24 protein-coding genes and 1 pseudogene are annotated in these 24,561 nt (G+C 29.9%); 19 read left to right on the plus strand and 6 right to left on the minus strand.

All coding sequences use genetic code 11. The features are described from left to right. Positions 1–239: 239 nt before the first annotated feature. Positions 240–611, minus strand: coding sequence for a phage holin family protein (locus KQI89_RS14920; protein ID WP_216457734.1), 372 nt, complete (start codon positions 609–611; stop codon positions 240–242). A gap of 322 nt (positions 612–933) precedes the next feature. On the opposite strand from KQI89_RS14920, the gene KQI89_RS14925 reads away from it, so the two are divergent. From KQI89_RS14925 to KQI89_RS14940, 4 genes are all read left to right on the plus strand, one after another. Next, positions 934–1,374: a hypothetical protein gene (locus KQI89_RS14925; protein ID WP_216457735.1), complete on the plus strand. Its 441-nt coding sequence runs from the start codon at positions 934–936 to the stop codon at positions 1,372–1,374. Positions 1,375–1,667: 293 nt separating this feature from the next. Next, on the plus strand, positions 1,668–1,943 hold the full coding sequence (locus KQI89_RS14930; RefSeq protein WP_216457736.1) for a CD3324 family protein: 276 nt from the start codon (positions 1,668–1,670) through the stop codon (positions 1,941–1,943). 515 nt (positions 1,944–2,458) lie between these two features. Next, positions 2,459–3,187, plus strand: a complete 729-nt coding sequence (locus tag KQI89_RS14935) for an MBL fold metallo-hydrolase (protein WP_216457737.1) — start codon at positions 2,459–2,461, stop codon at positions 3,185–3,187. A gap of 317 nt (positions 3,188–3,504) precedes the next feature. Further along, positions 3,505–3,939: an N-acetyltransferase gene (locus KQI89_RS14940; protein ID WP_216457738.1), complete on the plus strand. Its 435-nt coding sequence runs from the start codon at positions 3,505–3,507 to the stop codon at positions 3,937–3,939. Positions 3,940–4,005: 66 nt separating this feature from the next. Here the strand turns inward: KQI89_RS14940 and KQI89_RS14945 are convergent, their stop codons facing one another. Continuing rightward, positions 4,006–4,464: an Lrp/AsnC family transcriptional regulator gene (locus KQI89_RS14945; protein ID WP_032121009.1), complete on the minus strand. Its 459-nt coding sequence runs from the start codon at positions 4,462–4,464 to the stop codon at positions 4,006–4,008. 260 nt (positions 4,465–4,724) lie between these two features. Between KQI89_RS14945 and KQI89_RS14950 the strand changes: the two genes are divergently transcribed. Together KQI89_RS14950 and KQI89_RS14955 are read left to right on the plus strand one after the other, a co-directional pair. Further along, positions 4,725–6,050 carry an MATE family efflux transporter gene (locus KQI89_RS14950; RefSeq protein WP_216457739.1) on the plus strand — a complete coding sequence of 442 codons (1,326 nt, stop codon included), beginning with the start codon at positions 4,725–4,727 and terminating at the stop codon, positions 6,048–6,050. Between the two features lie 200 nt (positions 6,051–6,250). Then, positions 6,251–7,006 (plus strand): GNAT family N-acetyltransferase, encoded by a 756-nt coding sequence (locus tag KQI89_RS14955; RefSeq protein WP_216457740.1) that lies wholly within the window; start codon positions 6,251–6,253, stop codon positions 7,004–7,006. Between the two features lie 274 nt (positions 7,007–7,280). Here the strand turns inward: KQI89_RS14955 and KQI89_RS14960 are convergent, their stop codons facing one another. Further along, complete coding sequence (locus KQI89_RS14960) at positions 7,281–8,693, minus strand: LysM peptidoglycan-binding domain-containing protein (RefSeq protein WP_216457741.1); 1,413 nt, start codon at positions 8,691–8,693, stop codon at positions 7,281–7,283. A 525-nt stretch (positions 8,694–9,218) separates the two neighbouring features. On the opposite strand from KQI89_RS14960, the gene KQI89_RS14965 reads away from it, so the two are divergent. From KQI89_RS14965 to hypE, 9 genes are all read left to right on the plus strand, one after another. After that, the gene (locus tag KQI89_RS14965) at positions 9,219–9,665 is read left to right on the plus strand and encodes a cytochrome b5 domain-containing protein (protein WP_216457742.1); all 447 of its coding nucleotides are present in this window, start codon (positions 9,219–9,221) and stop codon (positions 9,663–9,665) included. Positions 9,666–9,680: 15 nt separating this feature from the next. Next, positions 9,681–10,565 (plus strand): hydrogenase small subunit, encoded by an 885-nt coding sequence (locus KQI89_RS14970; protein ID WP_343216384.1) that lies wholly within the window; start codon positions 9,681–9,683, stop codon positions 10,563–10,565. Positions 10,566–10,580: 15 nt separating this feature from the next. Further along, a complete protein-coding gene (locus KQI89_RS14975) occupies positions 10,581–11,987 on the plus strand; it encodes a nickel-dependent hydrogenase large subunit (protein WP_216457743.1) in 1,407 nt (468 codons plus the stop codon). 1 nt (position 11,988) lies between these two features. Continuing rightward, complete coding sequence (locus tag KQI89_RS14980; protein WP_216457744.1) at positions 11,989–12,444, plus strand: hydrogenase maturation protease; 456 nt, start codon at positions 11,989–11,991, stop codon at positions 12,442–12,444. Positions 12,445–12,509: 65 nt separating this feature from the next. Then, positions 12,510–12,764 (plus strand): hypothetical protein, encoded by a 255-nt coding sequence (locus KQI89_RS14985; RefSeq protein WP_216457745.1) that lies wholly within the window; start codon positions 12,510–12,512, stop codon positions 12,762–12,764. Between the two features lie 7 nt (positions 12,765–12,771). Beyond that, positions 12,772–15,057, plus strand: a complete 2,286-nt coding sequence (gene hypF / locus KQI89_RS14990) for a carbamoyltransferase HypF (protein WP_216457746.1) — start codon at positions 12,772–12,774, stop codon at positions 15,055–15,057. Position 15,058: 1 nt separating this feature from the next. Beyond that, entirely contained in the window at positions 15,059–15,286 is a 228-nt protein-coding gene (locus KQI89_RS14995; protein ID WP_216457747.1) for a HypC/HybG/HupF family hydrogenase formation chaperone, read from the plus strand. Further along, positions 15,273–16,400: a hydrogenase formation protein HypD gene (gene hypD, locus KQI89_RS15000; protein WP_246583135.1), complete on the plus strand. Its 1,128-nt coding sequence runs from the start codon at positions 15,273–15,275 to the stop codon at positions 16,398–16,400. The genes KQI89_RS14995 and hypD overlap by 14 nt, the downstream gene beginning before the upstream one ends. Positions 16,401–16,810: 410 nt before the next feature. Further along, complete coding sequence (hypE, locus tag KQI89_RS15005; RefSeq protein WP_425514094.1) at positions 16,811–17,800, plus strand: hydrogenase expression/formation protein HypE; 990 nt, start codon at positions 16,811–16,813, stop codon at positions 17,798–17,800. A 195-nt stretch (positions 17,801–17,995) separates the two neighbouring features. Here hypE and KQI89_RS15010 read toward each other — a convergent pair whose 3' ends face one another. Beyond that, the gene (locus KQI89_RS15010; RefSeq protein WP_216457749.1) at positions 17,996–18,961 is read right to left on the minus strand and encodes an anti-sigma-I factor RsgI family protein; all 966 of its coding nucleotides are present in this window, start codon (positions 18,959–18,961) and stop codon (positions 17,996–17,998) included. After that, positions 18,954–19,640 (minus strand): RNA polymerase sigma-I factor, encoded by a 687-nt coding sequence (gene sigI / locus KQI89_RS15015; protein WP_216457750.1) that lies wholly within the window; start codon positions 19,638–19,640, stop codon positions 18,954–18,956. The genes KQI89_RS15010 and sigI overlap by 8 nt, the downstream gene beginning before the upstream one ends. A 226-nt stretch (positions 19,641–19,866) precedes the next feature. Here sigI and KQI89_RS15020 point away from each other — a divergent pair, with 226 nt between their 5' ends. The 4 genes and pseudogenes from KQI89_RS15020 to KQI89_RS17790 form a co-directional block, all read left to right on the plus strand. Continuing rightward, complete coding sequence (locus KQI89_RS15020; RefSeq protein WP_216457751.1) at positions 19,867–20,961, plus strand: DUF5667 domain-containing protein; 1,095 nt, start codon at positions 19,867–19,869, stop codon at positions 20,959–20,961. 445 nt (positions 20,962–21,406) lie between these two features. Next, on the plus strand, positions 21,407–22,036 hold the full coding sequence (locus KQI89_RS15025; RefSeq protein ID WP_216457752.1) for an HAD family hydrolase: 630 nt from the start codon (positions 21,407–21,409) through the stop codon (positions 22,034–22,036). A gap of 183 nt (positions 22,037–22,219) precedes the next feature. After that, positions 22,220–22,819: a nitroreductase family protein gene (locus KQI89_RS15030; protein ID WP_216457753.1), complete on the plus strand. Its 600-nt coding sequence runs from the start codon at positions 22,220–22,222 to the stop codon at positions 22,817–22,819. A gap of 139 nt (positions 22,820–22,958) precedes the next feature. Then, positions 22,959–23,054 (plus strand): annotated as a pseudogene (locus KQI89_RS17790) (IS1/IS1595 family N-terminal zinc-binding domain-containing protein); the annotation flags it as partial. Between the two features lie 128 nt (positions 23,055–23,182). Here the strand turns inward: KQI89_RS17790 and KQI89_RS15040 are convergent. Then, positions 23,183–23,983 carry a YhfC family intramembrane metalloprotease gene (locus KQI89_RS15040; RefSeq protein ID WP_216457754.1) on the minus strand — a complete coding sequence of 267 codons (801 nt, stop codon included), beginning with the start codon at positions 23,981–23,983 and terminating at the stop codon, positions 23,183–23,185. Positions 23,984–24,561 lie beyond the last annotated feature (578 nt).

Raw genomic sequence — 24,561 nt, forward strand, 5'->3', positions numbered from 1 at the left:
AAACAGGATATAATCCAAAAACTATTGATATAGATGGAAGAAATTTTAAAGAAAGGTTATAAAACAAAGGAATTATATAGAAGAAAGAGTGAAGTTAAATAGGGATTAAGGAAATGTTACCTTAATCCCTAAAAATATTATTTTTAATAGAATTTAAATTTTCACATATATAGTTATTATGTTTCTTTAGATAAAAATTTGAACATAGTATTATGAAAGTATTTGATAAAATAGTCAAGCTACATTACTCTTCCAGGTAATATTGCATCTAAGACTCCAATAACTACAGCTGCTAATAATGCACCTATTATAGATACTCTCATATTTGGTACCAAAAATTGTGTTAAATATATTATTATAGCAGCAATAACAAATCCTTTGATGCCCTTTCCTAGAGGGGATGCATCCACTCCCATAAAGGATTCTACTAAAGAATCTAATACAGTTATTACAATTGCAGCTAACAAAAATGACCATAATCCGTTAATAGTAAAACCAGGTGTGAAAAAGGATGTTATCCCTAAAACAACTGCAACTAATATTAATCTTATTATCCAACCTAAAAAACCATTATTTGAACGTTCTTTTTCATGTTCTTTCTCGTTTCCCATGAAGATTCCTCCTTTATAAAATTTTCTTACACATATATTGGCACATATATAGTATGCTCATATAATTTAAAAATATAATAGTTAATAAAAAATATTTACAATTTACAATAGTTTTGGTAATATATTACCAAAGCTAATTACTAATGGTAAGTATTATGAACAGATATACTGTAAACAACCTGAGATATTATCCATAAAAGCACACTTATAGATAATAAAGGATAAGTAAGAAATTTCTTTAAAACCATTAATGATTTATATTGAAACATGATTTAGAGGGAATATGTTATGAATAATGAAATATGAATTAAATGGAGGGTTTATGAAGAGAGGTATAAATATATTATTAGGTGCTTTACTTTTTTGGTTTACCTTAGACATTACAGGGTTTTCTTTAGGAAGCTTTTGCTTAGTTGAAAGTCCTGGTATACTAAGTGGTGATACTGTTTGGTGGATAATTTTTGTATGTTGCTTTATATTATTTTTCTTAAAAGAAAAACAAGGGAAATATGTGTTATCAGTATTTCTTACAGCTTGGATTATAATTCAATATTTTTCACATTGGAATTACACAATCTTTGGGGTAACTGAAAGAAAATTGACAGGGTATAATAAATATTTTGCTAATACATTTCATATTATTCCACCCTCTGATAGTGTACTGATACCGGATTTATATCATATAATACTGCATATATTGATAATCTCGTTATTTGTTTTAATAATAGTAGATATATTTCAAAAAAGAAAAACTGACTTTTAGTTAAGAGTGATATAACATATAATATACTGTAAATCATATTTTACTAAACAATAATATAGTAGGATATTAATAGCTTATTATATATGGACTTACTAAAGATATAATAAGGAGGGAAAATAAATGGGTTATACAACAAAATTTATTCTCGTTTTAGCTCTGGGCAAAGATTACATGGAACAAATAGAACAAGAATTTGTTCAGAGCCTAATTTATTAGATTAATTTAGTGAAAATTGTTTTGTGTGATCTTTGCTTTATTATTTACAAATAATAAAGTGGATAGGAGCAAAGACCATGAAATATGAAAATGCTGAAGAGATACTACCAGAATATATTCTTCAATTGATTCAAGAATATATAGAAGGTGGATATTTATATATACCAATAAAATATGAGAATAAAAAGCTTTGGGGAGAAAATAGCGGTGCAAAAGATGCCTTAAAAAAAAGAAATACAGAGATTTTCAATAAATATAACAAAGGTATATCTGTAAAAAAACTTGCTGAGAGCTATTATCTTACAGAGCATAGTATTAGAAGGATAATTAGAAAAGAAAAAGAAAATATATGATATAACTCGGTATTTACTATTATTAAATTAGTAAATACCGAGTTTTTATATCTATAAATTCTACTATTAAATTAGTAAATACTAAGTTTTATATCTATAAATTCTACTATTAAATTAATAAATACTAAGTTTTATATCTATAATTTTTATTATTAAATCAGCAAATATTAAGTTTCATATTTATAATTTATACTATTAAAATAGAAGACTTTTAGCTTGGGATTTAGTGGTGAAATATGAACAAACTTAATATAGAATCATTTAGGAACTTGAGAAGTCACAGGTAATGGGGTTAATATATTTATGAGAAGGCTATAGGATGGTTAGAAAGAGATTTAAAGTAAATAATATTAATGTATTATAAAAAATAATTATGAAAGTAAATAATATTTATATATAGATTTAATAAAATTTCTTTATTTAGAATAATAGCTATTCATATGTTACCATAATATGGATGTAGCTTTATTAATGAATATATATATTATAAAAATAAATTATATAGGAGTAAACTAATGAATAAGTTAACAGTTTTAGAAATAAAGTTTGATTTTAATGGGGAGACAAATGTGATTTTTCCAGTTATATTAAGTGATGAAAGTGAAGTTGTTTTAATTGATTGCGGATACCCTAATTTTTTACCTTTAATAAAGGCTGCTGCAAAAAAACAGGGAATTGATATTAGTAAATTAACAAAAATAATTATAACACATCATGATTTTGACCATATGGGATCTTTGGCAGAATTTAAAAGAGAGTATCCACATATTAAGGTTCTTGCATCAAGTGAGGATGAAAAATATATTAGTGGTAAGGAAAAGTCTTTAAGATTGCAGCAAGCAGAAGCTATATTTCATGAGCTTCCTGAGGAGGAAAAACAGGGGGCAAAGAAATTTCAAAGGTTTATTGAGTCAATAGAAAGTGTTCCAGTGGATATATGCTTAAAGGATAAGGATTTATTGCCTTTATGTGAAGGTGTAGAAATAATTGCTACTCCAGGACATATGCCAGGGCATATTTCAATTTATATAAAAAATAGTAAAACGTTGATTTCAGGAGATGCCTTAGTAATAGAAAATGAGGAATTAGTCATTGCAAATCCACAGTATACTTTAGATATTGTTGAAGCAAAAAATTCTATAAGAAAGTTATTAAATTATGAAATAGATAAAATTATATGTTACCATGGTGGCATATATACTAAAAATATTAAAGAATCATTAGAAAAGATTATCTCAGACTAATTTAATTATTAGGTAAAACTTAGAAAAAGATTATCTCAGACTAATTTAATTATTAGGTAAAACTTAGAAAAAGATCATCTCAACTAATTTAATCATTAAGTGAAAGCTAATCTGAGGTAGAGCTTGTAGCTCCATATAAGGATTAGTTAAGCGTATTTAGGTACTAGCAGTGCTTATGCTATAAATGGGGATGACTTAATTAAAGGAGAGAACTTTGTGTATTAATCTGATTTAACTAAGTAATTTATGGGGATGGGGTATGAAAATAAATATGATTAAGGACTTAGAGAGTTTAGAGGTGGGAGAGAAAAATAAATATGATTAAGCAATTAGAAAATTTTGAAATGGAACAGGTTATGAATATCTGGTTAAAGACTAATATTACAGCTCATAATTTTATACCAAAGGAGTATTGGATTAAAAATTATGATGTTGTTAAAGATGAGTACATGCCGATTTCCACAACTTTTGTTTACAAAGAAGATGATACAATTAAAGCATTTATAAGCATTATAGAGAATTCATTTATTGGTGCCTTATTTGTTTTAGAAGATTATCAGGGGCAAGGTATAGGTAAAAAGCTTTTAGATCATTGTAAATCTTTATATTCAAATTTAGAATTAGGAGTTTATGAAAAAAACACAGCCGCAGTTAATTTCTATAAGCATTGTGGTTTTATAGTGAAAAAAGAGCAACTAAATGAGGATTCAGGTATTACGGAATATATAATGGCATGGACAAAAGAAGACTAATGAAAGAGCAATCAAAAGGTTGCTCTTTTTTAGAGGAAAAATTAAAGTAAATAGTATAGATTTTTTCTATAACCTTAAGCCTTTAATGTCTTTTATTCTTGATAGAATAATGTTGCAACTTAACGATAAGACCCCTGGTAATTTATGGATTACTTCCTTTAAAAATGATTCCATGGCTTCACTGTCTTCAGAAATGGCATGGACGTGAAGTTTATTTTTACCAGATACATGATAAATCTGTGTTACTGTATCGTTGGCATTTAAAATATCCACAACTTTTTGAAAGCTTACTGGTTCAACTTCAATTTCATAATAAGAGGATACAGCACTACCAATTTTTTGTGGATTGATTATGGTGGTGTATTCTTCAATTATACCTTTTTCCTCTAAGGAACTGATTCTGGATTTTACAGCTACCCTAGAGAGACCAACAGCCTCGCCAATATCTACATAACTCATGCGAGCATTTTGTGTTAGTAATTTAATGATGGCTTTATCTATTTCATCTAAACCTTTTAAGTACAAATACATCACCTCTATTTTTCTATGTTGTATTTATAATAAAGCTTTTGTTTATGAAAATCAAGGGTGGGTTGCCTTTTGTTAAGCTTGTATTGACAAATAGTAAGTGCGATGCTAAACTAAATGAAATTACAAAAGTAAAGTTTGAAATTACGTTATGAAACAATGGGAGGGTGTTACAATGAAAGCAATTAATAAAAGTGTACTTAGAAAACTTAAAATCAGTCTAGTATTTACTATAGGAGTAGGAGATAGATTTAGCAATGATTAAAGATTTGACTTCTGGTAATGAGACAAAGGTAATGCTTCGTTTCGCTATTCCAATGATTATTGGAAACTTATTTCAACAGCTATATAATGTAGCTGATACTATTATTGTAGGACAGTTTATTGGTGCTGGTGCCCTTGCAGCAGTTGGCAGCTCTTATACGTTGATGGTTTTTTTGACCTCTATTATACTAGGGCTTTGCATGGGTAGTGGGGTAGTGGTGTCTATGTTTTTTGGTGCAGGAAAGAAGGACAAACTAAAAAGTAGTGTTTTTACTTCCTTTTGGTTTATTGCACTGATTACCATTATAATAAATGTATTTGCATTAGTCTTTATTGATGAGATTCTTCACTTCATTCAGATTCCTGCAGAGGTTTTATATGATACAAAGAAATATTTACAGATTATTTTTTATGGAATACCGGCTACATTTATTTATAACTATTTTGCTACTATGCTACGTAGCATTGGTAATTCGGTTATGCCTCTTATATTTCTTATTATTTCCGCGGTAATAAATATTGTGCTAGATATTATTTTTGTGGTACCACTAAGTATGGGAATTAGTGGGGCAGCTCTTGCAACTATTATTGCTCAAGGGTTTTCTGCTGTAAGTATTGCTATTTATAGTTTTAGAAAGGTACCTGAGATACGCCTAGAACGTAAACATTTGCACTTTGAAAGTAGCATTGTAAAACTCATTGCAAACTATTCCCTTCTCTCTAGCATTCAACAATCCATTATGAACTTTGGTATTTTGATGATACAGGGTCTTGTTAATAGCTTTGGTGTATCTACAATGGCAGCTTTTGCAGCAGCAGTTAAAATTGATAGCTTTGCCTATATGCCAGTGCAGGATTTCGGTAACGCATTTTCCACCTTTATAGCTCAGAATAAGGGGGCAGAAAAGCAACAACGGATACGGAATGGGATTCATTCTGCTATAAAAATTATTACTATCTCCTGTATAACAATTTCTATCCTGGTGGTGGTATTTGCAAAACCTCTTATGAGTATTTTTATTAAAGGGAATGAAACAGAAATTATTGGAATTGGGGTGCAGTACCTATACATTGAGGCAAGTTTTTATTGTTTAATTGGATACTTATTTATGTTCTATGGTTTATATCGAGGCTTTGGTAAGGGAAGTATGTCCATCGTCCTCACTATTGCCAGCCTTGGAACTCGAGTGGCTCTGGCTTATGTGCTTTCTTCCGTACCTTCTATTGGGGTTCTAGGTATTTGGTGGTCTATTCCTATTGGCTGGGCTCTAGCAGATATCATAGGCTATTATAAAATAAAAAAAGATAAAATTATTTAATATTCACCATAATCATTTAGTAATATGACAGGCTATTGTCATATTAATCTAGTTATAATTAAAGTATGATTTAAATCTAAATGAGCATTGGTAAGAAGGAAGAAATTGTGGAAAATAAAAGGGATTATACAATAATCCTTTAGCCTATTGAGAGAATATAAGGATTTATTGATATTTTTAATATTGAGAGGAGTAGTAAAATGAGCTTTATTACTTTAGATAAAGAAAATATAGAAAGTGAACATATATGCTGTGCTATTTCAGATAAAAAATGTAAACAAGGATATGAAAATAAAAAGGAGTGGCTTAAAGAGCAGATAGATAAGGGATATGTATTTACAAAATTAGATGAGAGGGCTAAGGTATTTATAGAATATTGTCCTTCAGAAATAGCTTATCTTCCAATAGATGCTCCAAATTACATGGTGGTGAATTGCTTTTGGGTATCTGGTAAATATTCAGGAAAAGGCTATGGAAAGCAATTACTACATCAATGTATAGATGCTGCAAAAAAAGATCATAGGGAGGGCATAGTTGTTTTATGTAGTGATAAGAAAAGACCTTATATAAGTGATAAAAAATTCTTTATAAAACATGGTTTTTCAGTGATAGATAAGGCTTATCCATACTTTGAACTTCTATATCTAAAGCTTAAGGATAGTCCTCATGATCCTAGATTTTTACCTTCTGTAAAAGAGGGTCTTTGTGAGGATAATGGAGGATTTAAAATTTACTATTCTGATGCCTGTCCATTTACAGATTATTATGTAAATGTTATTCAAAAGAGCATAGCTAAGGATAATAATTGTGTATATGAATCTATTAAATTAGTTAATAGAGAAGAGGCTAGGCTTAGTCACTGCCCTTATACCAATTATTCTCTTTTTTATAAAGGAAAGTTTATCACCCATGAGTTAAATCCTAAGAAGTTTGCAAATATAATTAATGAATTATAAAGCGGAGATGGAGAGAGATTATTCAAAAGTAAACTCCATCTAAACCCAGAATTACTTGACGCCAGGAATCATAATATTCAAATGTAAAAAGTGTAAAATTAGGTTTTTTAAAAATATTTATATAGTAGTATAGTTTAAAGCTTTGTTAATTAAAGGAGGAAAATATACCTCCTTTAATTATTTACTTAATTTCAACCCTATATTAAACATAGTTTTAAATGACAATTTACAAATGAAGAAATAGATTATAACAAATCCTTAAGCTCCCTTTGATTTAAATAATCTTTTTAATATTAAAATTATCTTTAAGTAAAACCCAATTTTGTGGGAATGGGAACCCTAATGCCCAATAACTAATACCTTTTAACTTGTAATCTTTAACTGTATCAAATTTAGCTTGAGCACTTCTAGCATCTTCAAACCATACTTCGTGGCGCTTTCCTTGATTATCTGTATAGCGATAAAAAGGTGTTTGACTAATTGGATCAAAATGTATAATTGCTCCATGTTTCACTGCTCTTGCTATGGCTTCCTGCATACTGAAAGTTTCAGCCTCCATGCCTTGAACATGAGGAATAACCCAATCTCTAGCATATAATTGAAAACCAAAGAAAATCTTATCCCTTGGAATAACAGTAACCGCATAATCAAGAACCTTTTTTATTTGATTTAAAGGTGAAACAGCCTGAGGAGGTCCTAGTCTATATCCCCATTCATAGGTCATAAGTATAACGAAATCAACAATCCTTCCATGTGCCTTGTAATCATGGGCTTCATATAATAATCCTTGTTGAGTTTCTCCTGTCTTTGGAGCTAAAGCAGTAGACACAAAGTAATTTTCTGCATGTAGCTTTTCTACTGTAAGTTCTAGAAATCTATTATAATTTTCTCTGTCTTCTGGTAGTACATTTTCAAAATCAATATTTACCCCTAAATATCCTTTCTCTTTCATTACATTTAGAATGTTATTAATTAGCTTCTCTCTAATTTCAGCACTAGATAAAACTGTATGTGCAAGATTATTACCTAATTCAGTAGAAGTGAAGTTCGTTACAGCCATCATAGGAGCAATCTTTTCAGCATAGGCAGCACTAATTACTTGAGAATCATTTAAAGGTTCTAGACTACCATCTTCTTTAATTTTATATGCAAAAGGACTTAAATATGTTAAATAAGGGCCGCTTTCCCTAACTACAGGAACAGACTCTTCAGTAATATCATAGATATATCCATTTACATAGGTAACTGGTCTTCTCAGTGGAATGATGAGTATAGTACCTGGATACACAAGACTTGGATTTTTAATATTATTAGCATCCATTAAACTTTCTAGAGGAACTCCGTATCTTTCAGCAATTTCTTGTAAAGACTCCTCATACTTTACTTGATATCTAGTTGCTGGAATATATAGCTGAAGCCCAGGATAAATATTATTAATGTTTATCCTTGGGTTTGCCCTAGCAATTGTTTGCACAGAAGTTCCAAGAGTTCGTGCAATTTGCCATAGTGATTCTCCAGCCTTTACAGTATAAAGTATATCTTCTGTAGGGATTAATAAGGATTGACCAATAAGAAGATTATTAGGATATTCAAGTCCATTTACAATAATTATTTTAGAAGGTGGAACATTAAAATAATTAGAGATTTTCCAAAGGGAATCCCCAGATTTAACTACATATATGAGCATCAGTGACCTCCATATTTTTACTTTATACATTTTATGTATATTAATGGTAAAAGGTTCCTAAGCAGAGAACCAAGATCTATGATCTTGTGTGAATCACTTAAGCAGATACCAAAAGCCTATGGCTTTATGGTAGTCGCTTACTCTTCGAGTACTCATCTGAAGTTATGAAGATGAGTTTCCTAAGCAGATATCCCAAATCTGTGATTTGGTGATAGTCGGTTAAGCAGAGAACCAAGATTTAAAATCTTGTGTGAATCGCTTACTCTTCGAGTACCATCTGAAGACATGAAGATGAGTTTCCTAAGCAGATATCCCAAATCTGTGATTTGGTGATAGTCGCTTACTCATCTGAACTTGTGAAGATGAGTTTCCTAAGCAGATATCCCAAATCTGTGATTTGGTGATAGTCGCTTACTCATCTGAACTTGTGAAGATGAGTTTCCTATAAAAACATAGGAATTTTAGTATTTTAAAATAAAATTAATCATAGTATTAAATGTAGGATTTCATTAGGAGAATAATCACATGGATTTAAAGAATTGTAGAGAGTTAATAAATAGAATGGAGCATAACCTATATCATCTTGAAAGTATTAGGGTTATGAGCTTTAATATGTATGAAAAAATATTTTATGATAACTTAATAAGAATGGAGAAACAGAAAATTAACGTTTTAAAAAAATTTCTATGCAATATGGAAGAAGTAGAAAAAATGGATATAGATTATAAAAATATGAGACAACAAAGTTTTACCTTAGAGGAACTTAAAAAATATGATAGCAAAAATGGCAATAAGGCTTATATAGCTATTGATGGTATAGTCTATGATGTAACTTATAATGCAGCTTGGGCCGCAGGAACTCATTTTGGGCTTAAGGCAGGTAATGATTTAAGTAATGAAATTAGCTCTTGTCATAATAAGGAGCTAATTTTGAAAGGATTAGAACAAGTCGGAATACTTAAAAGTAATTAATGGAGGCGAGGAGCAGTGACATATGATGGGTGTCCTGTAGTAAAGTCTAAATATTCTACGGCTAAGGGTCTAGTGGAAGCAGCAGTTTCTGAAATAAGGATGGAAAATAAGAAAAAAATGAATTTAATATGGATTGAAGCAGCAGGCTGTTCAGGGAATATAATTTCTTTGCTAAATGGATGTGCACCTAATGTAGGTTATTTTTTGACGGATATGGTGAATTTAAAATATAACAACAGCATTATGAAAGCTCAAGGAGAAGAGGCTCAGGAACAGCTATTAGCTGCTCTTCATACGGAGTTTATTCTTATAGTTGATGGAGCTATATCAACTAAAGATAATGGAATTTACAACATTGTAGGTAATTATAAAGGGAAATTAATAACAGGAATGGAGGAGGTGAAAAGAGCTGCTCTTAAAGCCAAATATATACTTACCGTTGGTACTTGTGCTTGTTATGGAGGAATTTCAGCTGCAAAGCCAAATCCTACTGGATGTATAAGTGCCGCTGAATATATAAAAAAAGAGATTAATCGTGAGGTTATAAGGATACCTGGGTGTCCTGCACATCCTGATTGGGTTATGGGAACTATAGCTCATTTAATATTGTTTGGAGATATGGAACTGGATGAAGATAGGAGGCCTGTTGTTTTTTACGGAGTAACTATACATGATATATGTCCTAGAAGATCCTATTTTGAAAAAAGGATATTTGCCAAATCCGTTGGAGAGGAAGGCTGTATGTTTAAATTAGGTTGTAGAGGACCTGTTACAAAGACAGACTGTCCTACTAGAAAGTGGAATGATTATGTAAATTGGCCTATTGGAGATAACACACCATGTATAGGTTGTGCTCAAAAAGGTTTTCCAGATGCTATGGAACCATTTATAAATCTATAATTTGGAGGGGATCGTGTGGCGGATAAGGTGGTTATTAATCCTGTAACTAGGATAAGCGGATTTTTGCAGATAACAGCCTATATAGAAAATAATAAGATTATAAAGGCAGAAAGTCAGGGAATGCTTTTTAGGGGCTTTGAAAAGATGTTAAAGGGAAGACAACCTCTTGATGCTATTTATTTTACTGAAAGGATTTGTGGAATATGCTCTACAGCCCATTCTGTAGCTTCTGCAAGAGCTCTTGAAAAAGCTTTTAATATAGAGGTTGATAAAAATGAAGAAATGATTAGAGATGTGCTCCATGGAAGTGAGTTTTTGCAAAATCACCTGAGGCATTTTTATCAGTATGTGCTTCCAGATTACGTTAGAGGCTTTGATATAAATCCAATATATTCAGTTACACATGAGGATTTTAGAATACCAAAAATAGAAAGCGAAAAGCTTGTAGAGCATTATTTTCAGTCTTTAACCTACAGTAGAAAAGCCCATGAAATATTAGCTGTTTTAGGGGGAAAAGCACCTCATAATCACGGGGTTTTTGCTGGAGGCGTTACTGTTAATATAACAGCTCAAAAAATTGTTCAAATAAAAGCTCTTGTTACAGAAATTAAAGACTTTATTATAAATAAGATGTTAGAAGATGTTTCAATAATATCAAAATATTATAAGGATTATTTTAGCCTAGGCCAAGGACCTAAGAATTTAATGACCTATGGGGTATTTGATAGCTACGGCAAAGAAATTTATTATGTATCTCCTGGAGTTATTATAGAGGGAAAGAAAGAAGACTTAGATATTACAAAAATAAATGAAAATATATATAGAGCATGGTACAAGGCTGAAGATACTACCCTTAATATAGAAAACAATAATTGGGAGGTAGATCCTTTTAAAGAGGAAGGGTATAGCTATATAAAAGCTCCAAGATATAAGGGACATGCAATGCAAGTAGGACCTCTTGCAAGAATGTATATAAGTGGAGAGTATAGAGAGGGAATTTCAACTATGAATAGAATTGTAGCCAGAGCATTAGAAGCTAATAAAATAGCAAACATTATGCTACAGCTTTTAGATAGAATAGTTCCTAAAAACAGTACTAATAAAGCTTATAACTTATCTCCAAACGCTGTAGGATATGGATTTATAGATACTACAAGGGGGTCACTTGGTCATTATGTAAATATTGAAGAAAAAGAAATAAAAAATTATACAATAATAACACCTAGCACTTGGAACCTGTCTCCAAAAGATTCTAATGGAATTTCAGGTGCTTTAGAGGAAGCCTTGGTGGGCACATATGTTGATAACCCTAAGAATCCTACTGAGATAGGAAGAATAGTTAGGTCCTTTGATCCTTGTGTTTCCTGTGCAACCCATGTTTTAAGTAAGGATTTTTCTACTATGGACATAAGGGTGGTTTAAAATGAGAAAAAAGGTTTTAGCTATAGGAAATAGGATAATGAGAGATGATGCTATTGGAGTATTAATCGCAGAAGAATTAAAAAATAATTTAGAAGAATTAGGATTTCAGGTTATATTAGGAGAAACAGATGTTGACTACTGTTTAAGTTTTGTGGAAGAAGGAGATTTTATATTTATTTTAGACTGCACTTTTTACGGTGTTGAGCCAGGTAAAATTTCTCTTTTAGATATTAAAGAGAAGGAAGGTTTTTTTGAAAAGGGGTATTCACAACATCAATTAAGTTTAATAAAACTTTTAAATAGCTATAATGTTAAAGATGTTACAGGCTATATTATAGGCATAGAAGGTGCAGATATCGACTATGGCGCAGAACTTAGCAGGGAACTTTTAGATAAATTTAATGACATAAAAAATAAAGTTTATAATACTATAATTTTAAGAAGCAAATCAGATTAAGTATACTTAAAAATCAAATTATATCAGCTAATTTTAAAAAATTTATTAAAATAGGAGGATTAAAAATGCATGATTCTTTCTTAATGCAAAATATTTCAAAGGAAATCAAAGAAATTTGTAGTAAAAATAATTTAAAGGCTGTAAGTATGATAGAAATTTCAGTTGCTCCCAGCAGTCATTTAACGGAGGAAAATCTTTTAGACCATCTTAAGGATTTAAATGGGGATTTTGTAGATGAAAATACAAAGATAAAGGTAAACTATGAAGCTATAGATGATCTTACCGCTGTTATTAAAAGGGTTGAAGGAGAGAAAATATAATATAACTATGAGAGAGGATAGAGTAGGTTATATAGTAAAAATATATGGAATTGTTCAGGGAGTAGGTTTTAGACCTTATATTTATAAGAAAGCAAAAGAATTAGATATTAAAGGATGGGTTAATAATTGTGATTCTTCTGTAATTATTAATGCTGAAGCTGTGAAGAGTAAAATGGAACAATTCCTTATAGATGTGGTGAAAAAACCTCCTGCCCTTGCAAAAATTGAAAAAATAGAAGTGATTAAAAGAGAGATAGAAGGATATGAAAACTTCATTATAAAAGAAAGTAGAGTTTCAAATACAAAATTAAAGTTTATTCTTCCTGATGTTGCAACCTGTGATAAATGTGTTGAAGATATATTTAATGAAAACTCCAAAAGATATAGATATGCTTTTACCAATTGTACTTTGTGTGGTCCAAGATATTCCATAATAAAATCCCTTCCTTATGACAGATTTAACACTACCATGAAGGATTTCAAAATGTGTGATTTTTGCAATGAAGAGTATAGAAATCCTGAAATAAGAAGGTTTCACGCTGAACCTACATGCTGCATAGATTGTGGACCACAGCTTTTTTTAACAGATAGTAAAGGAAAAAGAATACAGTGTTTAGATGAAATAAAGGAATGTGCTAGGCTTTTGAAAAATGGAAAAATTTTAGGGATTAAAGGTATAGGTGGATTTCACATAGTATGTAGTGCTTTAAATAATGAGGCAGTTTTAGAGATTAGAAAGAGGAAGAAGAGAATAGATAAGCCTTTAGCCTTAATGATGAAGGATATTAAAGAGGTTAAAAAGTATTGTAAAGTTAGTAAAAGTGAAGAAGAAGTTCTCATTAGTAATAAAAGACCTATAGTACTTTTAAGGAAGAACAATGAAAAGTATATATCAGAAGCTGCTACTAAAGGTATAAAAAAGTATGGTGTAATGCTTCCCTATACCCCTATACATCACTTACTATTTAAAGAAAATCTACCTCCTCTTGTTATGACTAGCGGTAATGTAAGTGGGAGTCCAATAGAATATACCAATGAAGGAGCCTTAAAAAATATCTCTAATTTGGTGGATTATTTTTTACTTAATAATAGAGATATAAATACACCAGTGGATGATTCTGTAGTTAAAGTAGTAGAAGAAAAAGTAATGGTAAGTAGACCTGGGAGAGGGTATTGTCCTTATTATTTTCATGGAAAAATAAAAAATAACATATTAGCATGTGGTGCAGAGGATAAAAGTACTTTTTCTTTTGCATTAGATGGAATTGTATATATGAGCCAGTATCTTGGAGATTTAAAAGAATTAAATGCTTATGGTGAATATATAAAGTCTATAAATAATATAAAAAGTATTTTTGATTTTGAACCTAGAGTTATAGCTTTTGATATGCATCCTAGTTATATGTCCACTATTTATGGAAAGAGTTTAAACAGTATTAAAGTGCCTGTTCAACATCATCATGCTCATATGGTAAGTTGTATGTTAGAACATGATATATGGAATTATGCTATAGGAATAATATATGATGGGACAGGCTTTGGTAGGGACGGAAATATGTGGGGAGGAGAATTTTTAATTGGCAATAGAAGAGAATTTAAAAGGATAGGACATTTTAAATATACAAAAGTTCAAGGAGGAGATTCTGCTCAAAAGCATATATGGAAGATAGGGGTAAGTTATTTAAAAGGCCTTAAAGATAAAGATAGGATAAACCTTGGATTAAAGAGAATTGAAAGTTTTTCAAAAGAGGATATAGTAAATCTATGCTGTGCCCTAGACTATGATTTAAACTGTTATAAAACATCAAGTGTAGGCAGGTTATATGATGCTGTTTGTTCTATTTTAGGAGTAAGAGAGACAATAAGTTATGATGGACAAGGTGCCATAGAACTTGAAAATATTTTAGAGGAGAATGTTAAGGAAAGCTATAGTTATTTAATAGAGAAAACAGGAGATATGAACATAGTAGATTACTCTTTTATGCTGATGGATATATTAGATGACATTGAAAAGGGAGTAAGTATTTCAAAGATAAGTGCTAAATTTCATAACACCATTGTAAATATAACAGTTGAAATGGCTTCTAGGATAAGAGAAGAGTTTAAAATAAATATCGCTATTTTAAGTGGTGGAGTTTTTGAAAATGAGTACCTTCTAAAAAATATTTATACATCTCTAGTAAGGAAAGGTTTTGAAGTGTTTTTTAATGAAAGCGTACCCACTAATGATAGTGGAATTTCTGTAGGACAAGTTGCTGTAGCAGATGAAATATTAAAGGAAAAGGAGATATAATATGTGCCTTTCAGTTTGTGGAAGGGTAAAAACTGTGGATTTGCCCTTTGCTTCAATAGATATTAAAGGAATAGAAACCTTAGTTAATGTGGAACTTGTAGAGGAGCCAGTAAAAGGAGATTATGTACTTGTCCACGCTGGATTTGCTATTGAGAAGATAGATGAAGAGTATTTTAATTATTTAGATAGTGTTTTAGAGGAAATGCTAAAAGAAGATGATGAATATTAAAGATAATAAATCCAGAAGATTAATAAATAAAATAAATGAATATGCAGAGTATATAGGAAAAGAAAATATAAATATCATGGAAGTGTGTGGCACTCACACAAACTCAATAGCAAAATATGGAATAAGCAATGTTATTTCTAATAAGATAAATTTGTTAGCAGGGCCAGGCTGTCCGGTATGTGTTACTAATGAAGAGTATATAGATGCTGCTGTATATTTAGCTTCAAAATACATAACTATAATTACTTTTGGAGATTTAATAAAGGTAAGGGGAAGTAATTCTAGCCTATCTATTGAAAAATCAAAAGGACGGGATATAAAAATAATCTATTCTATTAGTGAAGTTATTAATATAGCTGAAGAAATATATCCTAAAAACGCTGTGTTCTTGGGTGTAGGATTTGAAACTACAGCTCCTTTGATTGCATCTGTTATAAAAGAAACTTACAGAAGAAAAATTAAAAACTTATATTTTTTCACCTCTATAAAAACAATGCCACCTATACTTGAAGAGATTTTTAATAATAAAAATAGAAATATCCACGGAATAATATGTCCAGGAAATGTTGCGGTAATAGAAGGAGAAAAAAGTTTTAAATTTATTTATGAAAAATATAAAATACCCTCAGTAATATGTGGTTTTAATCCAGAGGAAATATTAGGAGGTATATGTTTTTTACTTAAAGATATTTATCGAAAAAATAAAGATAAAAGTCAGGTTGGATTTGAAAATCTATATAGAAAATGGGTAAGTGATGAGGGAAACAAGATCGCTAAAGATTTAATTAAAGATGTATTTGTAGTAGAAGATGTAGTATGGAGAGGTATTGGAAATGTTAGAGATTCAGCATTAATTATTAATGACAAATATGCTTTTGTTGATGCAGTAAAAAAGTTTAACTTACAGAAATTTTTTAGTAAAGACACTTATAGTAGTAAAGATAAAGGTAGCTGTAGATGTGGGGATGTTTTACTTGGAAATATCCATCCTTTTCAGTGTAAGCTTTTTAAAAATGTATGCAATCCTGAAAATCCCTGTGGTCCATGCATGGTATCAGCAGAAGGAACCTGTGCTACACACTATAAATACAGTATATATGAACTGAAGTCATGAAGATGAGTTTCCTAAGCAGGTATCCCAAACCTATGGTTTGGTGATAGTCGCTTAAGCAGAGAACCAAGATCTACGATCTTGTGTGAATCGCTTACTCTTCGAGTACCATCTGAAGTTATGAAGATGAGTTTCCTAAGCAGATATCCCAAATCTATGATTTGGTGATAGTCGCTTAAGCAGAGAACCAAGATCTACGATCTTGTGTGAATCGCTTACTCTTCGAGTACCATCTGAAGTTATGAAGATGAGTTTCCTAAGCAGATATCCCAAATCTATGATTTGGTGATAGTCGCTTAAGCAGAGAACCAAGATCTACGATCTTGTGTGAATCGCTTACTCTTCGAGTACCATCTGAAGTTATGAAGATGAGTTTCCTTTAAATACACAGTAATGGGGGGATATAGGTGGATATAGATACTATTGAGCTTATTCATGGTGAAGGAGGGAAGCATACACAACAATTAATAGAAGATGTGTTCTATAAAAACTTCAACAATGATATTTTATTAAAAAATACAGACTCTGCATTAATAACCCTTCCTTCAAAAAACATTGCATTTACAACGGATTCCTTTGTTGTAAATCCTATATTTTTTAGAGGAGGGGATATAGGGAAATTAGCTATTTGTGGAACTATAAATGATTTGACAGCCTGCGGCGCAGAGCCTTTATATTTAAGTGCTGGTTTTATTATAGAAGAAGGATTCCTTGTAGAAGATTTAATTAAAATTGTAAGTTCTATGAAGGAAGCCTCTAAAATATCTAAGGTAAATATAGTTACAGGGGATACCAAGGTGGTTCCAAAGGGTAAGGTTGATAAGATATTTATAAATACAACAGGCATTGGAGTTGTTAATGGGTATAAACCTAAAAATATAGTATGTGGTGATAAGGTAATAATAACGGGAACCATTGGTGAGCATGGTACAGCAATAGCTGTAGATAGATATAACTTAAAGGTTAAAGGACACATAGAAAGTGATTGTGAGCCTTTGAATTATATTTTAAAGTGTTTAAAGGACTATTATGATCATATAAAGTTTATGAGAGATCCAACTAGAGGTGGTGTAGGTCAGGTATTAAATGAAATATCTAAACAATGTGGTTTAGGTATACATATTTTTGAAGGTAAGATTCCAATAAGGCAGGAAGTAGAAGCTATAAATGATATGTTAGGAATTAATCCTCTTTATCTGGCTTCGGAAGGCAGAATGATAATTGTAGTAGATAAAGAAGTTTCTATGAAGGTATTAGAGGATTTAATAATAAAGTGTAACTTAAAGGCTAGTATTATAGGCGAATTTACAGAGGAAAATCAATTTGTATATATTGAAAATGATTTTGGAGGTAAAAGAATATTGACACCGCTAGAGGCTCAAATATTACCTAGAATATGCTAAATCTTTGAATATGTTAAAACTTTAAATATGTTAAATCTATGTTGTAACTTATAATATTTTGATTTTAACCTTCCAAAAGAGGATTTAAGTTTTAATCTGGCACCTTTTTATGAAGGTACCAGATTTTTTTAGTTTTAAGGTTATTAAAAAAGCTCTGTAAAAAATTTTGTGCAAACTGAATAAAAATAATTAAGGTTAAGGCTTTTTCTTTTCTTTGTTACTACCATTACTATTGCCACTTATATTGTTATTACTATTTCTACTATTTCCATTATTATGCTTATTGTCTTCCTTAGTTTCTTCAGTGGAGTTACCTTTATTTTCAGATTTAGAAGGGGTATCTTGGTTATTGTTCTTTTTCATATTTTCACTAGGTTTATTATTAATATTTTCATTAGTTTTATCATTACCCCTAGTATTTTCATTAGGTTTATTACCTGAATTAGTAGATTTATCTATATTTTCTTTGTGATTTTCATTATCTTCCTTAGAGGGGTTTTTCTTAGGATCACTTAAATTTTCAGGCTTATCCTTACTATTAATTTGAGAATTAGGCTGTTCTTTGGATTCAGTAGACTTATTATCTTCTACATTTGTTTGTATTTCTTTTCCGTTTTTTATCATGTATTTTAAGCCATTTTTATCTAAGGTATCTTTTAAATTATCTATGTTAAAGTTTTTTATGTTACCCTCTGTTTCTATTGAAATTACTTTTGAATTTTCTATATAATCTTCATTTATAAAATTTTCTTTTTTGGCTTCTTCCACTATTATATTTAAGCCTTTTTCTATATCTAAGTTCTTAAGATTTAAATTGCTTAGGATTTTTTTACCGTCTTCATTGATAAAATCTATAGAAATGATTCTATTCCATCTATTGACTTCAAGCTTCACAGCAGGATTTATGCTTATTGTAACCGCAGAAACAGGCTTATTATATATAAATACTCCGCTACCTAAAAATATTAACAGTAAAGAGGCTACTAAAAGAGAAAGCCTTTTTATAATACTTTTATTATTATTTTCTATTAAAGAGCCTTCAATACATTGACCTAAGGTTGTGGGATTAGAAGACAATTTTATATATACAAATTCACCACTGGAAGTTAATATTCCAGCTTTATCCTTTTTAAGTTCCATAACAATTCCTTTTTTATTCATTGTTTTCACCTACTTTTTTTAGATTAAGATAGGATTTCAAATAAGGATACTCTCCACTAGATAATAATATTATCAAAGCGATTATGTATTTTCTCCAGTTTTCAATTAATTTTCTATTACTATTTGTAAGTAAACAAATATCCTTAATTGGCAGTTGTTTTTTTGTTTTTACCTTATTTAATATAAGATCATTCCGTGCACAGGCTAGAGCTATGTTAAGAAGGTTGTCCCTAGTGTCCTTATGATTAGGAGAAGCATTTACTAAATCTCCAAAATTTAATTTGTAGAGGCTTAGCTCCTTGGTAAATAATTTTATTTCTTCAGCTCTTATAGAATTTTCATAGGAAGAATTGAAGTTATCCATAGATATTTTATGGTCTAGGTAATCAAAATTATCCTCTTCCTCACTAAAAGTTACATAGGGTACTTTAGCAGATTTTCTGAAAAAGTCTATTAGTGAATTTTTTATAATAATAGAAGCATAGGATAGAAAATTTCCTTTTTCATTATTATAGCTGTCACAAGCTTTGTTAAAGGCTATCATGGCTATGCTAAGCTCCTCATCATTTTCAATGCTAACACTTCTTTTACATACATGATTAGTTATTTTATATATAAATTTAATATTTTCACTTATGAAATTATCTCTATTCTCTTTTTTTAGGAAATTTAAGTCCATTTATTCACCTCGCAATATAAAAGTATGCACTTTTATATATTTATATAATTATATACGAAAAAAGATATTTTTTTTAAGGGATATTAAAAAATTAATATTTCTATAGGTACCCCTCTAAAAATTTTTTGCTACCCGTATATTATAATAAATAAAATAATTTATCCCATGGTTGCCACTATTAATAATTTTTATAAGAATAATTTGATACATAGGGAGGAAAAAGATTATGAAAAAAATATTTATATTAACGATTTCAGCTATTATAGCCTTAGGAGTAACTGTTAGAGCGGAGGAGGTTACTACATTTAAGTCAGAAGCAGGCATAGTTCCGGGTAGCGTATTTTACAAGGTGGATAAAACACTAGAAGCATTAAAATTAAAGCTGTGCTCTAATGAAAAGCAGGCTGAAGTATTATTAGATATGGCACAAGAAAGATTAGGGGAAAGTGAGGTTATGGTAGAAAAAGAAGAAATTGAAAAGGCGGATAAATTAATTGAAGAGTACAATGAAACCTTAGAACAAGCTCAAGATAAATTAGCTGAGATAGCTGAAGAAAATAAGGATTCAGAGGATAGTGTTAAATTAGATAAGATAAAAAATATAGAAGATAAAGTTTTAAATAATACAGAAAAATCTATAAAAGTGTTAGAGAATGTAAAAGAGAAGTTACCAGAAAAGGCTCAAGAAAAATTAGCACAGGTTATAGAAATGCAAAAGGCTAAAAAAGAAGCTGTTAGAGAAATGGTAACAAAAAGGCATGAATTAAATGATGTGAAAAAAGTTTATAATGAGGCTAAATCAAATCTTAAAAAAGCAGAAGCTTCTGGAGATGAAGCAGCTATAAAAGTAGCACAAGAAGCTTTAAAGGTTTCTGAGGATGCATTAAATTTAAAAAAACAGGAGTATAAAGAAGCCTTTGAAAATAAAAAGCAGATAGTTAAAAAGAAGGCAGAAGAGGCAAAGAAAGAACATAAAAAAGATAAGGAAGAAAGTACAGATAAAGTAAAAACTGAAGACAAGTCATTAGAAGAGAATAAAGAACAGGGTAAAGTAGAAGAAAACCTAGAAGAAAAAGCAGAAGAAACTAAAGAAGTTAAAGAGATTAAAGAAACTCTACCAAAAGAAGCAAATAAAGGACAAGTAAAATCAGAGGCAGTAAAGCAAAACAATCCATCACAAGCTTCAGTAAAAAAAGAAGAAAATGCTGAGAGAAAAGAAGAGAAATCTAAGGAAAATAAGGGTAATGAAAAAAAGGAAAATCCTAGTGAAGGAAAAGATAATGTAAGCAAGGGTGGAAACAAAGACAAAGGTAGAAAATAGTATTTTTAATTAGATTTTAATATAGTGAAAATATGATAAAAATTATACATGGCATAATGGGAGATTTTAAGTTTTTAGCATAGAAAATTCCTCTAAGGTGCTTAAAGATATTACAAAACATATATAGTACAGAAAATTTCTCTAAAGGAGTTAAAAATACTTCAAAACATAATGGAGAACAGTTAATTTTTATAATTTTTCAGATGAAGGGTAATAATATTGATTTTTAATATGTTTTGAAGGATAATAAAACTATAGCTTTTGTGAGGTTCAGGTGGAGTTTTTATATAAAAGCTCTATCTGAGCCTTATAAGAATTTATAAAGATTTAGAGAAATTTTATCTTTTAATTTCATAGAAGGTGAAAGTATTAGAAGTGGGGATAAATACAAAATTTTAGGCAGTATAATTAAATTATATAAATACAAAGACTTGGAGGAAGAGTAGTGAATTTAGACAGTATTATATTTGATTTAGATGGTACTTTGTGGGATTCCACACAGGGAGTTATGGAATCTTTTAATAAAACAATAAGTAAGTACAATGAAGTGAAAGACAAGCTAACAATAGAGGATATAAAAGGTATTATGGGCCTTTGTATAGAGGATATTGCTCTAAGGTTTTTCCCTTATTTAGATAAGGAAAAAGGGCTTGAAATAATTAAATGCTGTTGTGAGGAAGAGTGTGGCCATTTAGAAAACAAAGGTGGAATTTTATATGATGGTTTAGAGGAAACTCTAAAAAAATTAGCTAGTACACATAAACTATTTATTGTTAGTAATTGTCAATGTGGTTATATAGAGGCATTTTTTAAGGCACATGGGTTAAGTAAATATTTCAAGGATTATGAAAATCCAGGTAGAACAGGACTTACTAAAGGTGAAAATATAAAACTAATAATAGAGAGAAACAATTTAAAAAGTCCAATATATGTTGGAGATACTGATGGGGATTTAAAGGCAGCAAGATTTGCCTCAATACCTTTTATTTATGCAAGATACGGTTTTGGAGAAGTTACAGGATATGATTATGCAATTGATAGCTTTAAGGAACTTTATAAAATAATAATGCCTTAAAATCCATATAGTTAAAAGGGAATAAGTTTAGATACTAGAAAAGATATATTAAGGAGAATATTTTATATGGACTAAAGCTTTTATAAATATAAATATTAATTAAGAGCAATACTAATAAGGAAAGTAATTATGTAATATAAAAAATCTATGGGACTCTATAAAGATAATAAGGAGGACGATTATATGACAAAAGATTTTTGTACTGCTGTAAAAGAAAGAAGAACTATATATGGAATTAGTAAAGAGGTAACTGTTTCTGATGAAAGAATTCAAGAAGTAATAGAATATGCTGTAAAGCATACTCCTTCATCATTTAACTCTCAAAGTGCAAGGGTTGTTGTTTTATTTGGTGAAAGTCATGATAAATTATGGGATATAACTAAAGAGGCCCTAAGAAAGATTGTTCCAGCAGATCAATTTAGTTCTACTGAAGCAAAGATTAATTCATTCAAAAGTGGTCATGGTACAGTTTTGTATTTTGAAGATACTGATGTTATTAAATCATTACAAGAAAAATTTGCACTTTATAAAGATAACTTCCCAATTTGGTCACAGCAATCTTCAGGTATGCTTCAATATGTAGTTTGGACATCTCTTGAAATTGAGGGACTTGGAGCATCTTTGCAACACTATAATGAACTTATTGAAGATGAGATAAAGAAGCAATGGAACATACAAAATAGTTGGAAGTTAATTGCACAAATGCCCTTTGGAAATCCAACAGCAGCTCCAGATGAAAAGAGCTTTATGCCATTAGAAGAGAGAGTAAAGATATTTAAATAGGATATTAAAAATACACCTACTTATTAGAGTAGGTGCTATTTTTATGGGATAAATAGTTTTAATTCTAAATTAAAGTTTACTTTTTAAATTTTTTTTATGCTCTTCAAGAATAGTATTCATTTCTTGATAGAGTGAATAACATTGTAAAAGTGAACATATTATGGGACATGGTAAATACCGTAGTAGGCAACGCTATAAATGTAAGGATTGTGGCAAAACCTTTAATGATATTACTGTAGTCCAATGGCAGGAACACATCATCCTCAAAAATGGGGATAGTATCTTCAATTTATAGCTGAGGGAACAACACTACCTAAAATAGCAAAGGCTTTAACAGAAGTATTTCTACAGCATTTTTCTTGTTTAGCCATTCAATGTTATATTACAAAATTCTTTACTAAAAATTTTCTTTGTTTTAGACAAAAATATTATTGCTATTATAAAATATACAACTATGAAACTTTCTGCAACGAATATGTTTGTTATTATTTTCGTTTGGTATAGACTCGCAGGAATATCCATTAATGCGTGTAATAGTATTGCAATAAATAGGTATATATTCTTTCTGTATCTTACTGCATATAGAACTACCATTGTTAATGCTACTTGAATACCAAAAGCAAATATTCTTTCTGCCAAACCAATTATAATAATGTGTGAATTTGATTGAATTAGTAATTCTTTTAGTTGATTAAGTTGTATAATTTGAGAGGAAGGAACTTTTGAAGCTAATACAGTATCAAATGAACCACTATTTATTAAACTACTGTAAATTATATATTGTATATTTGCAATAGTACCAATGAGGAAAGCCTCTATACCACCATGTCCTATTCCGTAAGCGAGACCATCTTTCCATTCATGCTTATTTTTTAAAATCGTTTTAAAAGCAATAAATCTACCAGTTTCCTCAAATAAACCTGCCATCAATGCTCCGTATATAGAAAGCACTATGGGATTGGAAATTAAATTATTTCCTATTACCACCAGATGAAGAAGTTTTTCAAGTATTTGTGTAAACACAAAGAAAACTATCATACCTATAAAAAAAGGTTTTAAATTTAACTTTTCTTTCCTCTTGAAATACAAAAATATAATTAGCGGAAATAGTAAACATATGATTGCTGATATTGCCATAGACAATATAAAGGTATTACTTACCATAAAATTTCCCCTTTCGTTATTAAATATATTTTTATTAGATTCCTTTTTTTAGTATATTTCTATATTATATACAGGTTCAATTTAGAAATCAATTATTTTACCAACAATATTTACGAAAAGAGTAAAACCAATGGCAAAGCACTGTTTACTATGGATACTGAAGTGGAGAGTTATATAGTTTAAATGAAAAAATGAGGCATCTAAATTACTAGATACATCAATAAAGCCAAAGAATGTAAAATATAAAGAAAAGTCTAAGGAGTATATAATATTAGATGAAAAAGATAACTTATTTTCAATAAATGAAAAGGGTGAAAAAAGGGATATATCTTCTGATATTTTAACTTATAATATTAGTAATGATGAAGATAAAGCGATTTATTATATAGGTAAAGATAGTAATTTATATAAAAATAAGGAAGAAAACTTAAAAATAGATAGTGATACAGTGAAATTTTATTGCATTGGTAACACAGTTATTTATAGGAAAGATAAGGATGAAAAACCTATATGTAAAAACTGATGATGAGGAAAGCAGGACAGGTAAAAAACTTCTTAATAAAGGAAGACTTGTTAGC

The sequence above is a fragment of the Clostridium simiarum genome, assembly GCF_018919175.1.
Taxonomy (GTDB): Bacteria; Bacillota; Clostridia; order Clostridiales; family Clostridiaceae; genus Clostridium_L; species Clostridium_L simiarum.